Genomic DNA, 14,887 nt, shown 5'->3' with positions numbered 1-14,887 from the left:
CGCGTGAGCAGCAGGCACCACGATTCCGCACAGGACAACGATCAGAATGAGTCGACTGACGAGACGTTGCATCAGGGCAAAGGGCGCCCCACCCCGAAACGCCGTGAGGCTGAGGCCCGAAACCAGCGGCCGCTCATTCCAAATGATCGCAAAGAGGCGAAGGCTCGTGCCCGTTCCGAAAGAGAGAAGGCACGGCTCGGTATGGCCGCGGGCGACGACCGGTTTCTGCCGGCCAAAGAGAAAGGGCCGCAGAAGCGTCTGATTCGCGACTACGTGGACGCCCGCTGGTCACTGGGAGAGTTCATGCTTCCCGTGATGATCATCGTCATCGTGCTGACCTTCATCCGCGAGCCGATGATCGTCACGATCTACACCGTCGGTCTGTGGGTCTTCGTCGCCGCGCTGCTCATCGACTCGTTTGTGATCGGACGCAAAGCACGGAAGATCGCCGCCGACCGTTTCGGCAAAGACGAGGTCGAGAAGGGTCTCGGCGTCTACGCTGCGATGCGCGCGATCCAGATGCGCGGCATGCGTCTGCCGAAGCCCGCGGTCAAGCGCGGCGAGTTCGACCCGAACCGCCGCCTCTGACTCAGCGGTACGCGGCTGCGGTCAGCTCGGCGAACGATGAGAAGCGGCTGCGCTGCAGCCGCTTCTTCAGCTGCCGGTTGATCTGTCGGGCCCACCCCGGGCCGGCATAGATGAACTCTGAATAGCCCTGCACGAGTGTCGCCCCGAGTTCGAGGCGCTCCCACACATCAGCGGCGTCGCGGATGCCGCCCACAGAGACGATGGGCAGGCGGGCTTCGTTGTGTGCGGCGAGCAGACGCAGCACTTCACGGGAGCGATCGTGCAGTGGCCGTCCCGAGAGACCTCCGGCGCCCATGCGCTCCACGGTCGCGGGGTCGGTGGTAAGCCCTTCCCGCGACACTGTGGTGTTGGTCACGATGATCCCAGCGAGTCCGAGCTCGGTCGTCATCGCCAAGATCGCGACGAGTTCGTCATCGCTCATGTCCGGAGCGATCTTCACCAGCACCGGCGTTCTGCCTGCGACCTCGCGAATGCCGCTGAGCAGTGGCTGCAGCGTCTCCACATGCTGCAGCGAGCGAAGCCCCGGCGTGTTCGGGCTGCTCACGTTGACGGCCAGGTAGTCGGCGAGCGGCGCCAGCGCTCTGGCTGCCCGCTGGTAGCTCTCGGGGGCCTCGTCGAGCGGGACGACTTTGTTCTTGCCGATGTTGACGCCCACCCGCAGCGCTGATCGCCGATCGCGGGCACGAAGGCGTTCCGCGGCAGCGGCCGCGCCTTTGTTGTTGAAGCCCATGCGATTGATGAGCGCACGGTCGGCGGGCAGCCGAAACAGTCGGGGCCGAGGGTTGCCCGGCTGCGGATCTGCCGTGATGGTACCGACCTCGACGTGGCCGAAGCCGAGGTCGCCGAGCGCCTCGAACATGACCGCGTTCTTGTCCAGGCCCGCAGCGATGCCGAACGGTGTGGCAAAACGCTGGCCGAATGCTTCGACTTCGAGCAGTTGATCCGGACGCGTGCAGGCTCTCGCGACGGCACCGACGCCAGTGGCATGGGCCACGCGCAGCAGCGCGACGGTGAGCACGTGCGCCTTCTCGGGGTTCATGCGGGTGAGCACGTTGTCGAACAGCAGCCGGTAGATCATGCGTCGCCCTTCTCGGCACTCTTCGCGGTGGCAGCAGCCTGGTCATTCGCAGCGTCGTGTGCGGCTGCTCGGCCGCGGAGTCGTTTCACGGCCTCTTCGAAGTCGTCAATCGACGAAAAACTGCGGTAGACGCTCGCAAAGCGCAGATACGCCACCTCGTCGAGTTCGAGCAGCGGCTCGAGAATGGCGAGTCCGACGTCATGCGACTTGACCTCGCTGGCGCCGCTCTGCCGAATGGTCTCTTCGACACGCTGGGCGAGCAGTGCGAGGTCGCTGTCACTGACCGGCCGGCCCTGGCAGGCCTTGCGCACACCGGCGATGATCTTGTCACGTCGAAAAGGCTCGAGCACTCCCCCGCTCTTGACCACCGACAGCGATGCCGTCTCGATCGTGCTGAACCGACGACCACAGGCCGGGCACTGGCGACGGCGGCGAATGGACGTTCCGTCGTCGGACGTACGAGAGTCGACGACCCGGGAGTCTGGGTGGCGGCAGAAAGGACAGTGCATCGGTGACTCAGGCCTTGCTCTCGAATCGTGCGGCGATGCTTTCGGCGTGTGCGTTCAGCTTCTCGGCCTCTGCGAACCGTTCGATGGGCTCGGCGATCTCTGCGAGCCCCTCGCGCGTGTACTCGATGATCTGCTGCGGACGCAGGAAGGTGTAGGCGCCCAGCGCCGGGCTGAATCGCGCGCGCCCACTCGTCGGCAGCACGTGGTTTGACCCTGCCATGTAATCTCCCAGCGGAACCGGAGAGTAGGGACCGACGAAGATCGCGCCGGCGTTGCGCACCCGATCGGCCAGCTCTTCGGCGCTCTCAGTGATGATCTCAAGGTGCTCGGGAGCGTAGGCGTCGCTCACCGCGAGCGCGGCATCGAGGTCGTCGACCAGGACCACGGCCGACTGCTCCCCGTTCAGTGCGACTGAGGCACGTTCCCGGTTGGGTGTGTGATCCAGACGAACGCTCAGTCGCGCACGAACCTGATCGGCGAACGTCTCGGAGTCGGTCACCAAGACCGAGGAGGCATCCTCGTCGTGCTCGGCCTGACTCAGCAGGTCTGCCGCGACCAGATCGGCGTCAGCGTGTTCGTCGGCGATGACGAGAATCTCAGTCGGACCGGCCACGGAGTCGATGGCCACGTCGCGAGAGACGGCCAGCTTCGCGGCGGCGACGAAGGCGTTGCCGGGCCCGCTGATCACATCGACGGCGTCGAGCCCGATCTCAGGCACCCCGTAGGCCAGCGCAGCGATCGCTCCGGCTCCGCCGAGGGCATAGATCTCGTCGAGCCCGAGCAGACCGGCCGTCGCAAGGGTCAGGGGGTGCACGGCGCCGCCGAAGGCCTGCTGCGCCGGAGAGACGAGCGCCAGCCGCGGTACGCCTGCGACCTGTGCCGGCACGACGTTCATGATCACGCTCGACGGGTACACCGCCTTGCCACCGGGCACGTAGAGCCCCGCGGCCTGCACCGGTGCCCAGCGCTGGGTGATTCGCGACCCGCCGGGAAAGGTTGTGACGACCGGCTCGCGCAGCTGAGCAGCTGTCGCCTTGCGCACGCGTTCGATGGCGATCTCGAGCGAGTGGCGGATGCTCGGATCGAGTTCGCGAACCGCGGCGTCGATCTCGGCCTGGCTGACCCGGAACTCGTCGATCTGCACGTGATCGAACCGCTGAGCCTGATCGATCAGCGCCGCGCGACCGTTCTCTCGCACGTCGGCGATGAGCTGCTGCGCAGCCTGCTCGGCGGCGGCCACGTCATGGTGCGGGCGGGGAAGCCGGTCTCTGAGAGAGAGGGAGTGGACGTTCTGCTCGCGAAAATCGATAGTGTGCATCACGCACCACAGTCTACTCTGCGCCCCGTGTCGACACTGTCTTCCGTGTCGGCTCTGCACCCCAGTGTCGACGCGGCCCTAGTGTCGACGCTGTCCCCAGTATCGGCGCTGCCCTCAGTATGGACGCTGCCTCGACGGATGCGCCGTGGACTTGGCCTCAATCGATGCAGCTGGCGCCGAGCAGTGCTTTGAGCTCGCTGTACAGTGCCGCAGTGACGCTGACTCGATAGGGAATCTCGAAGACGCGCTCGGCACCCGCAGTCATCAGCTTCAGCAGCACCTCGGTGTCTCCGCTGTGGCGCACCAGAATAGACGACAGATCTTCGACGATCTCTGGTGTCGCCGTCAGCTCTGGAATGCTCAGCATTAACGGTAGTCCGGCTCCCCCGGCGCCCTTGATCTCGGGGGTGAAAACAGAATAGGCATGCAGCGTCGCGCCGTCATCCCGCTCGTTGATGCGACCGCGCACGACCACGATGGAGTCGGCTACCAGCGCCGGAGAGAACTCCTGGAAGGTCTTGCCCATGAACAGCGCTGACATCTCGCCGGTGAAGTCTTCGACCTCGATGATGGCGTACTCATTGCCGCTGTTGCGCGCAATGCGCTTCTGCACGCTCGTGATGAGCCCGGCGATGGCGACTTTGTCTCCGTCGTGGAACCGTTCGCCACCGGTGATGTCGACGATGTTCGCATCTGCGTGCCGAGAGAGCTCGCGCTCCAGCCCGTGCAGGGGATGGTCAGACACGTAGAGTCCGAGCATCTCGCGCTCGAACGAGAGCTTGATGTGTTTGTCCCACTCGGGGCGGTCAGGCACCTCGGCCCCCGGCTGTTCGTCGAGGTCGAACATCCCGGCGAACAGGTCGACTTGGCCGTGCGCTTCGTTGCGTTTGAGTTTGGCCGCTTCGTCGACTGCCTGCTCGTGAATCTCGATGAGCGCGCGGCGGGTGCTGCCGAGCGAGTCGAAGGCACCTGCTTTGATCAGCGATTCGATGGTGCGCTTGTTGCAGACGGTGAGCGGCACTTTGCGCAGAAAGTCGTGAAAGCTCGTGAACGGGTCTTCTGTCTCACGGGTCTTCACGATCGCGTCGACGACGTTGGCGCCGACGTTGCGCACCGCCCCCAGACCGAATCGAATGTCTGTTCCGACGGCCGAGAACCCGAGGAACGAAGAGTTGACGTCGGGCGGCAGCACCGAGATGCCCATATGGCGGCACTCGTTCAGGTACATCGCGAGTTTGTCTTTGGAGTCACCGACGCTGGTGAGCAGAGCCGACATGTACTCGGCCGGGTAGTTGGCCTTCAGGAAGGCTGTCCAGTAGGAGACGACCCCGTAGCCGACCGAGTGCGCCTTGTTGAACGCATAGCCGGCGAAGGGAAGCAGCGTATCCCAGAGCGCTTTGACGGCCTCTTCTGAGTAGCCGCGATCGACCATGCCCTGATGAAAGTTGGCGTACTGCTTGTCGAGCTCGGACTTCTTCTTCTTGCCCATGGCGCGACGGAGCATGTCGGCCTGACCGAGGGTGAAGCCGGCCACCTTCTGGGCGACGCCCATGACCTGCTCCTGGTAGACGATCAGGCCGTAGGTCTCGCCCAAGATGTCTCTCAGCGGCTCTTCGAGCTCTGGGTGAATCGGCTGGATCGGCTGCAGGCCGTTCTTGCGCAGCGCGTAGTTCGTGTGCGAGTTCATGCCCATGGGGCCTGGGCGGTAGAGCGCGATCACAGCCGAGATGTCGGCGAAGCTGTCTGGCTTCATCTGCTTGAGCAGGGTGCGCATCGGCCCGCCGTCGAGCTGGAACACACCGAGGGTATCGCCCCGGGAGAGCAGGTCGTACGTCGGTTTGTCGTCGAGAGAGACCTCTTGCAGGTTGAGCGTCTCGCCACGGTTCTGTTTGATCGAATCGACGGCATCGCCCATCACGGTCAGGTTGCGCAGACCGAGAAAGTCCATCTTGAGCAGACCCAGGTTCTCGCACGCCGGGTACGGATACTGCGTGATGATCGCGCCGTCTTCTTCGCGCTTCATGATCGGGATGTTGTCGATCAGAGCCTCCTGGCTCATGATCACGCCCGCTGCGTGCACGCCCCACTGGCGCTTCAGACCTTCGATGCCCCGCGCCGTCTCCAGGATCTTCTGCGAGACTTCGTCGCCCTCGACGACCTCGCGGAACTCGGCGCCCTCCTGATAGCGCTTGGCATCCGGGTCGTACATCTCTTCGAGAGTCATCTCTTTGCCCATGACGGCGGGCGGAAACGCCTTCGTGAGCTTCTCGCCGGCCGAGAACGGCAGCCCGAGGATGCGAGATGAGTCTTTCAGCGCCTGCTTCGCCTTGATCGACCCGTAGGTGACAATCTGACAGACCCGGTCATAGCCGTACTTCTCGGTGACGTATTTGATCACGTCGGTGCGGCGACGGTCGTCGAAGTCGACGTCGACGTCGGGCATCGACACACGCTCGGGATTCAGGAATCGCTCGAACATGAGGCCGTGTTCGAGCGGATCGACCTCGGTGATGTGCATGGCATAGGCGACCATCGATCCTGCTGCTGACCCTCGCCCGGGGCCGACGCGCACGCCGTTGCCCTTGGCCCACTGGATGAAGTCGGCGACCACGAGGAAGTAGCCTGGGAAGCCCATCTGCTCGATGATGCCCATCTCGTAGTTCGCCCGCTCGCGAACCGGATCGGGAACGGTCTCACCGTATCTGGAGTGCAGCCCCGTCTCGACCTCGGACTTGAACCAGGTGAGCTCCGTCTCGCCCTCCGGCACGTCGAACTTCGGAGTGAGGTCGCGTTTGACGAACTCCACCTCGCAGCGTTCGGCGATGCGCAGCGTGTTGTCGCAGGCGCCTGGATAGTCCCGGAACAGCTCCCGCATCTGCTTCGGAGTCTTCAGGTAGAACTCGTCGCTGCCGAAGCGGAACCTCTTGGGATCGTCAAGAGTTGAGGCGGACTGCACGCACAGCAGCGCGGCGTGCGCATGGGCATCCTCTGCATGCGTGTAGTGGAGGTCGTTGCTGGCCACCAGCGGAATCTGCAGATCCTTGGCGAGATCGATCAGATCGCTCATCACACGGCGCTCGATGTCGATGCCGTGATCCATGATCTCGCAGTAGTAGTTGTCGGGCCCGAAGATGTCGCGGTACCGTGCCGCAGCCTCGCGAGCCTCTTTGTACTGGCCCAGGCGCAGGCGAGTCTGGATCTCGCCGCTGGCGCAGCCCGTCGTCGCGATGATGCCTTTGGCATACTGCTGCAGCAGTTCGAGATCCATACGAGGTTTGAAGTAGAACCCCTCGATCGACGACAGCGATGCCAGCCGGAAGAGGTTGTGCATGCCCTCGGTCGTCTCAGCGAGCATGGTCGCGTGCGTGTACGACCCGCCACCCGAGACGTCGTCTTCGCCGCCGCTGCCCCACCGCACGCGTGAGCGGTCCTGGCGTTTGGTGCCCGGCGTCAGGTAGGCCTCGAGGCCGATGATCGGTTTGATCCCGGCGTCCTGACACGCATAGTAGAACTCATAGGTGCCGAACATGTTGCCATGGTCAGTGATGGCCAACGCCGGCATCTCAAGCCGAGCCGCCTCGGCGATGAGCGGTTTGATCTTCGCGGCACCGTCCAGCATGGAGTATTCGCTGTGCACATGCAGGTGCACGAAGCTGTCGGAAGCGGTGCTCGATGATGCAGCCAAGAACGATCGCCTTTCGCAGACGTGACTCAGGGGAACTCGACTTAGTCTACGCCTGTGGGTCGCGCAGCAGCGAGAGTGCGTGCCGCAGATCTGTCGGCGGTTCGCTGTCGACGACCATCGACGCTGCGGTCACTGGGTGAGCGAACTCAAGACGCACCGCGTGCAGCCACTGTCGAGTGAGACCGAGCTGCTCGGCCAGCACAGGATCGCCACCATAGAGCGGGTCACCCATCAGCGGATGATGCCGTGCAGACATGTGGACACGAATCTGGTGGGTGCGTCCGGTCTCGAGGTGGATCTCGAGCAGCGAGCCGCGAGCGAAGGCCTCGAGCGTTCGGTAGTGGGTCACCGAAGGGCGCCCTCCGGCGACCACGCCGAACTTCCAGTCGGCGCGCGGCAGACGGCCGATCGGCGCGTCGATGGTTCCGCTGCTGGGGTCTGGATGCCCGTGCACGACCGCCTGATACGTCTTGTGCACCGTGTGCTCGCGAAAGGCCTGCTTCAGCGCACTGTAGGCCGGCTCACTTCGCGCCACCATCATGAGGCCGCTCGTGCCGACGTCCAGTCGCTGCACGATGCCATGCCGTTCGGGAGGGCCGCCCTGTGCCACCGAGATCCCACGTGCGGCGAGAACACCGAGCACCGTCGGGCCGGTCCAGCTGGTCGCCGGGTGCGCGACAACGCCCACTGGCTTGTTCACGATGACGATGTCATCGTCGAGGTAGACGATCTCGAGCTCCGGAACGTCGAGTGGACGCACCGCGAGACGGTCTTCCTCCTCCCAGTAGACCGTGACGAGACCATGATCTTCGAGTCGATCGGCCTTGTGCAGCGGCTCGCCGCCCTGGGTGACATCGCCTGAAGTCATCAGCGACTGAATACGAGCTCGGGACAGTCCGGTCAGCTCTGCCAGGCCGGTGTCGGCGCGCTGACCGATCAGCTCAGGTGGAATGGAGACGAGTTTACTGGGCATGTTCGTCTGCTCGTGCCGCTGACGACTCGCCCTTGGCCGCTGCCGATACCTCTTCGAACTGGCGAGGGCGGAAGAGCATGATCAGCACCAGCCCGATCACCGCACAGGTGAGCATGATGTCGGCGAGATTCACGATCGCGAAGCCCTTGAGCTGCAGAAAGTCGACCACGTGCCCCCGCGCGAATGCGGGCGGACGGAACAGACGGTCGATCAGGTTGCCGACGACACCGCCCAGGAAGACGCCGAAAAGCACGATCAAGGGGGTCGAGCGCAGTGACCGCGAAAACCAGACGAGCACACCGGACACGACGACGGCGAGCACGGTGAAGACCCACGTCATCTCTTCGCCCATCGAGAATGCCGCACCCGGATTGAACACCAGACGAAGCTGAACGAGGTCGCCGACCAGCGAGACCGGCTGCCCCAATGTCAGAGACGCGATCGCCCAGATCTTGACGAGCTGGTCGATGACCACCGCCACAGACGCGATGCCCAGCACAGACAGAATCGAGCGGCGGGCCGAGGCCCGCCGCTCGATCTCGTGCGAGGCTGAGGAATCAGCCACGCGTCACGCTACTTTCGGCCGTTGCTGCTGCCGTGCACCGACTTCGTGGTGCTCTCAGCGAGCGAACCTGACGACTCGAGGTCTTTGAGCTGGCCGCTGATGAACGACTTGAGCGACGAACGGTACTGACGCTCGAACGTCTCGAGATCTTTGATGTCGGCTTCAAGAGTCGTCTTGCGCTGAGTGAGGTCGTTGAGTTCTTTGGTCTTGCGATCCTGCACCTCGGTGAGGATGCGGCGAGCCTCGACGCGAGCCTCGGAGATGGTCTTCTCTTTGGTCTCTTCGCCTTCGCGAACGTGCTGATCGTGCAGAGTGCGGGCAAGCTGCAGGAGCGAGGTGGCCTCGTCCGACTCGTTACGCGGCTCGGCATCGTTTGACGCGTTGTTCGTCGTGGGTGCAGCAGCAGCGGGCGCGGTTGCGGCGACTGCTGCCGGCGCGGCCTCGGTGCCACGGCTCTGACGCAGCATCTTGATCTCTGCCTCGGCGCGAGCCAGCTTCGATTTCAGCTCGTCGGCCTCCTGAGCCTTGGCCTTGAGCGACTCGTTCTCTTCGCTCAGGCGACGGAACTCGACGACGACCTCATCAAGGAAGTCATCGACTTCGTCCTGCTCATAGCCATCGCGGAACTTCGTCGTCTGGAACCGCTTGTTCAGAACGTCATCGGGCGTTAAGGCCATTACTTACTCCTAATTCGTGTGTAGTTTCGCTCTCGACTTGAGCTTGAGCCAAACCCCATCAGATTCATCTTAGACCATTGAAAACCGCACCTAGGGTGCTGAAGACAAAAATGGAGAGGAAGATGCCAAAGTCGAGGCTGACCTGACCGACTCGCAGCGGAGGAAGGAGTCGTCGTGCCAGCCGCACCGGCGGGTCGGTGATCGTGAAGAGCAGCTCGGCGAGAACCGTGACGAGATGCGGCAGTCGCGCAGATCGGCGAAGCCCCAGAACCAGCTCGACCAGAAACCTCAGGAAGAGAATCGATGAGTAGGTCTGGCAGAGCCAGCCGAGAATGCCGAAGAGGATGCTCACGCCGAGTCGCCGTCAGAGACTACTGCTCGGTGAAGAACCCGACCTGGCTGGGATCTTCGTCGTCGCGCTGCTGCCCGCCGCTCACGAGTACGTTCTGCGGCGAGAGAAGGAACACCTTCGGCGTCACCCGTTCGATCTTGCCCAAGAGCCCCTGCGCGAGACCTGACGCGAAATCGATCAGACGACGGGCGTCCGGCTCGGTCATCTGGCTGAGGTTGATGATCACGGGGACGCCACCGCGGAAGCCCTCGGCGATCATCTGCACGTCAGCGTACTTCTTCGGATGGACGGTCAGAATCTCGTTCAATTCACCTGCCTGGGTCTGTGCTGGCGTGCGTCGCAGCGGCGTGACGTTGCTGCGCTGCTGGGCATGCGTTGTCGTCGTCTGAGCGGCAGCTGCCGCCGGACGCTCAGTTGCGGGCGCTGCCGGAGTCTCATCGACGTACTGGTCGTCGTCGACGAGTCCGAGGTACTCAAGTGTCTTGCGCAGTGGGTTTCCCATGGGGCATCCTCCAATGTCTCTGTCACAGGTTAGCGGCCGGAGACCGGTTTTCCAGTGATTGCCGTGCCGATTCGCAGGTGTGTCGCACCATGGCGGATGGCCGCCTGCCAGTCCCCGCTCATCCCTGCCGAGATACTCTGCGCCTCGGGAGCGATGCGCTGAATGCGCGTCGAGAGCTCCTGCAGTCGTTCGAACGCCTGATCGGCATCCTCCCCGAGCGGCGCCACAGCCATCAGGCCCTCAAGACGCAGGTGCGGCGAAGAAAGCACACGTTCGACCAGATGATCGAGCTCGTCAGACGACACTCCCCCTCGATCGGGCTGACCGTCGAGCGAGACTTGGACGAACGCGTCGACAGCATGATCCAGCTCGATCCGGTCGATGCGATCGACGAGCTCTGGACGATCGATGGAATGGATCGCCGACGCCAGTCGAGCGACCTGACCGGCTTTCTTGCGCTGCAGCTGCCCGATGAAGTGCCATCGAGCCGACGCCAGCGCAGGATCTGCCTCGAGTTTGGCGTGCAGCCCCTGCAGAGTGTTCTCACCGAAGTCTCTCTGCCCGGCGGCGCTCAGCACAGCGGCGAGCTCCGGTGTGTGGTACTTCGTGACGACGATCACCTGCACCTCGTCACGGCGACGGCCGCACAGGCTCAGCTCTGCTTGCAGATCACTCTCGAACGCGCGCAGACGCTCCGTGACACCTGCCTCGCCCCCGGCAAGCCGAGGCTCCGGCTGCGGCGACGACCCAAGGTCGATCGGCTCGCTTGGGGCGGGCACCGACTCGAACTCCGAACTCACTTCAGGAAGTCAGGAACATCGAGCTCCTGATCGTCGAGCCGCTCGAACGGATACGAACGCGCCGCATAGGGGTCGGCGACACTGGTGTCGACCGACTGCTCAGCGCCGCCGGCATCACTGCCGGCTGCTGTCGTGTCGGCGTCTGCGGCGTTCGACACGGCGGCCTCGTCCGGCTCGTCGGTCGTCGGCGCGGCCGTCGACCTCTCGGCTGCCGCGGGTGCCGCATGTCCGCGCTCGTCGCGACCACGACGCAGATTTCGCAGTTCGTCCTCTTCGTCGAAGCCGGCTGCGATCACGGTGACGCGCACCTCGTCGCCCAGTGCGTCGTCAAGCACGGTGCCGAAGATGATGTTCGCCTCGGCGTGCACGACCTCCTGCACCAGCTGCACGGCGTCGTTGATCTCGAAGATGCCGAGGTCCGACCCGCCCTGCACCGAGATGAGCACACCGTGCGCGCCATCGATCGTCGACTCCAGCAGCGGCGACGAGATGGCGAGTTCCGCCGCTTTGATCGCCCGGTCGGCTCCGCGCGCGGAACCGATGCCCATCAGAGCCGTGCCGGCTCCCTGCATCACTGACTGCACGTCGGCGAAGTCGAGGTTGATCAGCCCCGGTGTCGTGATCAGATCGCTGATGCCCTGAACACCGGCGAGCAGCACCTGATCGGCGATCGAGAACGCCTCGAGCATGGTGATGCCGCGATCACTGATCTCGAGCAGCCGGTCGTTCGGCACGGTGATCAGCGTGTCGACCTCGGCACGCAGCGCCTGAACACCCGACTCTGCCTGAGACATACGCCGCTTGCCCTCGAACGAGAACGGCTTGGTGACCACACCGATCGTCAGAGCCCCGATCGACTTCGCGATCTTGGCGACGACGGGAGCGCCTCCGGTGCCCGTGCCACCGCCCTCGCCGGCAGTCACGAAGACCATGTCGGCGCCGCGCAGCGTCTCTTCAATCTCGTCGGCGTGCTCTTCGGCCGCACGTCGCCCGACCTCAGGGTCAGCGCCAGCGCCGAGCCCACGGGTCGACTCGCGACCGACGTCGAGCTTGACGTCTGCGTCACTCAGCAGCAGTGCCTGCGCATCCGTGTTGATGGCGATGAACTCGACGCCTTTGAGCCCGCGCTCGATCATGCGGTTCACTGCATTGACGCCGCCGCCGCCGATGCCGACCACTTTGATCACGGCGAGGTAGTTCTGGTTCGACATATTGGACCGGCCTTCCGTCAACCTTCAACTTCAACTGGAGCGTTAAAGTTATACTGCGTATACGTTTGATCTCTGAGAAAGTATCCACGTCTGAACGCCGAAACACGACGGCTCATGCGGTGTGTCGCGACTTGGATGCGAAATCCGAGCATGGCGGACGCGCTCGTCATGAGGCCACCGGGAGCGAGGGCGAGGAGACGTCGATGTGCTTGGCATCCGGCCGGTCCCCCACGAGCGCACGAAGCACGCGCGCCTTGAGCTCCGTCTCGCTGCCGTCTCCCCAGACGACGGTCGTCCCGCTGCGCAGTGTGAGCTGCACGTCATCCTGTGTGCTCGCCTGCGCAGTGGCCACCTGAGCCAGCAGGTCACCGTCCAGGCTGCGCAGCACAGCTGCGACTGACGAGAACGCCGGCGACTGCGGATCCGTCGAGGCGACCTGCAGTGTGGGGTACCCCTCCTCAGGCTGATCTGCGCTCTGCACCACCACACCTGCCGCATCCACCAACAGGTAGGAATCGCCCTTCTTGAAGACGCCGATGGGGGCCCGTTCGGTCACAGTCACAATCAGGGTGCCCGGCAGCTCGGCACGGATACTGTACGACTCGACAGCACTGAACTGCTGCAGCTCGCGCTCGATCTGCGCCCCGGAGAGTCCGATGATCGGTCGCCCCACTTGGTCGCTCAGCGCGTCGCTCAGCTCGGCTGCCGATGCACGCTGCGTTCCACGCACCTCGATATGCTGCACCGACAGCCACGGCGAGAACACGAGGCCGATGGTGACGGCGATGACCACGGCCAGTCCGATGATGAGGAACCGCCCGAGGTGCAGGTCGTGGAAGAGCGAGCCGATGCTCGCCCGAGTCGCCGCAGTCGCTGCTCTCCCCTGCCCCGCACGCTGCTGACCGCCGGCGAGATCGCCGGAACGATCGAGACGACCGGCAGCGCGCAGATCCTCGCGCTCACGAGCGCGCCGTCGACGAACCGTCGCTCGCAGCTGAGCTCTGGCGGCGCGAGCCGTTCTGGCCTCCTGCCAGCGAGCGCTCAGCCCCGACCGCCAGTCGGTCGACTCCGCATCGACGCGTGGTGTTCCGACCTCGCGAGGCCGGGATGTTCCTCGCCCGCTGCTCTTTCGACCGCCTGCGCGCCCGGTGCGTCCCCGTTCACCGGGTTCGTCATCGCCCTGGGTTCGCAGGTACGGTCGCCGAATGCGATCGTCACCGCTCACGCAGACGCTCCAGCAGTCGCGGCAGAATCGGGTAGAGCCCCACGCCGAGAGTCAGCACGATATCGCCCGGCCGCGCACGACGCACGATCTGTTCGACGGCGTCATCCCACGTCGGGCTGTAATGTCCGAGATCGGGGCGCGGGAACCTGCTGACCAGCCAGGCCGAGTCGATGCCCGGGATCGGATCCTCCCGAGCTCCGCGCAGCGTCAGCACGTCGACGAAATCGGCCCAGCGCGCGAAGACCTGCGCGAACTCGTCGGCGTGATCGCGCGTGCGGCTGTAGAGGTGCGGTTCGAAGATCACCAACACGTGCCCGTCACCGGCCAGCTCATGTGCGGCCGTGAGCACCGCGGCGACCTCGGTGGGATGATGCGCGTAGTCGTCGACGACGGTCACCCCGCCGACCACGGCCTGACGATCGAACCGGCGAGCGGTTCCCTGGTAATGGCCTGCCGCGCGCAGCGCATCGGCCAGCGGATACCCGAGCTCACGCAGCACCGCAGCGACGCCGAGCGCGTTCAGTGCATTGTGGTGGCCGAGCAGGTCGCTGCGAAAGCGGATGCTTCCCTCCGGCTGCGCAGTCACAGCAACGTCGGTCTCCCACCCCTGTGGCGTCACCTCGGTCAGCTCCAAGTCGTTGCCGTCGCCGGCCTCGCCGAATGTGATCAGATGTTCGGCGCTGTCGAGTCGAGGCAGAATCGCTTTGGTGAGACGGTCGCTGCCGTTGACCACCGAGAACTCCGCGGCGCTGGTGATGAAGCGCACGAAGGCGTCTTCGATGCCCTGCGCGGTGCCGTAGTGGTCAAGATGCTCGGTGTCGATGTTCGTCACCAGCACGCCGGCCGTCTCGTATCGCAGGAACGAGCCGTCCGACTCGTCGGCCTCCAGCACGAACAGGTCTGATTCGCCCCAGCCCGCATTGGTGCCGAGCTCTTTGATGATCGCGCCGTTGACGAAGCTCGGGTCGGCGCCAAGTTCGCGCAGGGCGGTGATCAGCATTCCGGTGCTCGTGCTCTTGCCGTGCGCTCCGGCGACCGCGATGACCCGGTGGCCGCGAGTCAGCCACTCCAATGCCTGTGACCGGTGGATGACGCGCAGGCCTGCTGCTCTGGCCGCCGCCAGCTCAGGGTTGCTCTCGTGCACCGCCGACGAGATCACGACGGTGTCGACGTCGTGCACATGGTCGGCGGAGTGTCCGATGGCGACGGTGACGCCCAGTTCGCGCAGGGCCTGCACATTGGCGCTGTCCGCCTGATCAGAGCCGGTGACCTGCAGACCCTTCGCAGCCATCATGTGCGCGATGCCGCTCATACCGGCACCGCCGATGCCGATGAAATGGATGTGCCCCAGTTCGTCAGGCAGTGTGTTCGACGAGTCGACTGATGTGTTCGTGTCGTTCATTT

14 protein-coding genes are annotated in these 14,887 nt (G+C 64.4%); 1 reads left to right on the top strand and 13 read right to left on the bottom strand.

Annotation, left to right across the window (positions count from 1 at the left end):
- Positions 1-3: 3 nt before the first annotated feature.
- The gene (locus F8O08_RS06505; protein WP_158038099.1) at positions 4-588 is read left to right on the top strand and encodes a DUF3043 domain-containing protein; all 585 of its coding nucleotides are present in this window, start codon (positions 4-6) and stop codon (positions 586-588) included.
- A 1-nt stretch (position 589) separates the two neighbouring features.
- Here F8O08_RS06505 and F8O08_RS06500 read toward each other — a convergent pair whose 3' ends face one another.
- From F8O08_RS06500 to murC, 13 genes are all read right to left on the bottom strand, one after another.
- Positions 590-1,663: a quinone-dependent dihydroorotate dehydrogenase gene (locus tag F8O08_RS06500; RefSeq protein ID WP_158038234.1), complete on the bottom strand. Its 1,074-nt coding sequence runs from the start codon at positions 1,661-1,663 to the stop codon at positions 590-592.
- On the bottom strand, positions 1,663-2,175 hold the full coding sequence (gene nrdR / locus F8O08_RS06495; protein WP_158038100.1) for a transcriptional regulator NrdR: 513 nt from the start codon (positions 2,173-2,175) through the stop codon (positions 1,663-1,665). The genes F8O08_RS06500 and nrdR overlap by 1 nt, the downstream gene beginning before the upstream one ends.
- Before the next feature lie 7 nt (positions 2,176-2,182).
- Complete coding sequence (gene hisD / locus F8O08_RS06490; RefSeq protein WP_158043019.1) at positions 2,183-3,493, bottom strand: histidinol dehydrogenase; 1,311 nt, start codon at positions 3,491-3,493, stop codon at positions 2,183-2,185.
- 157 nt (positions 3,494-3,650) lie between these two features.
- Complete coding sequence (gene dnaE, locus F8O08_RS06485) at positions 3,651-7,178, bottom strand: DNA polymerase III subunit alpha (RefSeq protein WP_225733429.1); 3,528 nt, start codon at positions 7,176-7,178, stop codon at positions 3,651-3,653.
- A 46-nt stretch (positions 7,179-7,224) separates the two neighbouring features.
- On the bottom strand, positions 7,225-8,151 hold the full coding sequence (locus F8O08_RS06480; protein ID WP_158042886.1) for an RluA family pseudouridine synthase: 927 nt from the start codon (positions 8,149-8,151) through the stop codon (positions 7,225-7,227).
- The gene (gene lspA / locus F8O08_RS06475; RefSeq protein ID WP_158042885.1) at positions 8,141-8,716 is read right to left on the bottom strand and encodes a signal peptidase II; all 576 of its coding nucleotides are present in this window, start codon (positions 8,714-8,716) and stop codon (positions 8,141-8,143) included. Before lspA ends, F8O08_RS06480 begins: the two co-directional genes overlap by 11 nt.
- 8 nt (positions 8,717-8,724) lie before the next feature.
- A complete protein-coding gene (locus tag F8O08_RS11050; protein ID WP_158038103.1) occupies positions 8,725-9,393 on the bottom strand; it encodes a DivIVA domain-containing protein in 669 nt (222 codons plus the stop codon).
- 64 nt (positions 9,394-9,457) lie between these two features.
- Positions 9,458-9,745, bottom strand: a complete 288-nt coding sequence (locus tag F8O08_RS06465; protein WP_158038104.1) for a YggT family protein — start codon at positions 9,743-9,745, stop codon at positions 9,458-9,460.
- Positions 9,746-9,764: 19 nt separating this feature from the next.
- On the bottom strand, positions 9,765-10,247 hold the full coding sequence (locus F8O08_RS06460) for a cell division protein SepF (protein WP_158031611.1): 483 nt from the start codon (positions 10,245-10,247) through the stop codon (positions 9,765-9,767).
- A gap of 29 nt (positions 10,248-10,276) precedes the next feature.
- Positions 10,277-11,047 carry a YggS family pyridoxal phosphate-dependent enzyme gene (locus tag F8O08_RS06455; protein WP_225733593.1) on the bottom strand — a complete coding sequence of 257 codons (771 nt, stop codon included), beginning with the start codon at positions 11,045-11,047 and terminating at the stop codon, positions 10,277-10,279.
- Positions 11,044-12,258: a cell division protein FtsZ gene (gene ftsZ / locus F8O08_RS06450; protein WP_158042884.1), complete on the bottom strand. Its 1,215-nt coding sequence runs from the start codon at positions 12,256-12,258 to the stop codon at positions 11,044-11,046. The genes F8O08_RS06455 and ftsZ overlap by 4 nt, the downstream gene beginning before the upstream one ends.
- Before the next feature lie 166 nt (positions 12,259-12,424).
- Positions 12,425-13,483 (bottom strand): FtsQ-type POTRA domain-containing protein, encoded by a 1,059-nt coding sequence (locus F8O08_RS06445; protein ID WP_158042883.1) that lies wholly within the window; start codon positions 13,481-13,483, stop codon positions 12,425-12,427.
- Positions 13,473-14,885 (bottom strand): UDP-N-acetylmuramate--L-alanine ligase, encoded by a 1,413-nt coding sequence (gene murC, locus F8O08_RS06440; protein WP_158042882.1) that lies wholly within the window; start codon positions 14,883-14,885, stop codon positions 13,473-13,475. Before murC ends, F8O08_RS06445 begins: the two co-directional genes overlap by 11 nt.
- Positions 14,886-14,887 lie beyond the last annotated feature (2 nt).

The organism is Pseudoclavibacter sp. CFCC 13611 (assembly GCF_008831225.1).
In the GTDB taxonomy this organism is placed as follows: domain Bacteria; phylum Actinomycetota; class Actinomycetes; order Actinomycetales; family Microbacteriaceae; genus Pseudoclavibacter_A.
This window is presented reverse-complemented; position numbering and strand designations above follow the sequence as displayed.

Bases quoted from the DNA above. Each gene is read 5' to 3' on its own strand.
- nrdR (WP_158038100.1), bottom strand. From the start codon at position 2,175: ATGCACTGTCCTTTCTGCCGCCACCCAGACTCCCGGGTCGTCGACTCT.
- hisD (WP_158043019.1), bottom strand. From the start codon at position 3,493: ATGCACACTATCGATTTTCGCGAGCAGAACGTCCACTCCCTCTCTCTC.
- F8O08_RS06480 (WP_158042886.1), bottom strand. From the start codon at position 8,151: ATGCCCAGTAAACTCGTCTCCATTCCACCTGAGCTGATCGGTCAGCGC.
- F8O08_RS11050 (WP_158038103.1), bottom strand. From the start codon at position 9,393: ATGGCCTTAACGCCCGATGACGTTCTGAACAAGCGGTTCCAGACGACG.
- F8O08_RS06460 (WP_158031611.1), bottom strand. From the start codon at position 10,247: ATGGGAAACCCACTGCGCAAGACACTTGAGTACCTCGGACTCGTCGAC.
- ftsZ (WP_158042884.1), bottom strand. From the start codon at position 12,258: ATGTCGAACCAGAACTACCTCGCCGTGATCAAAGTGGTCGGCATCGGC.
- murC (WP_158042882.1), bottom strand. From the start codon at position 14,885: ATGAACGACACGAACACATCAGTCGACTCGTCGAACACACTGCCTGAC.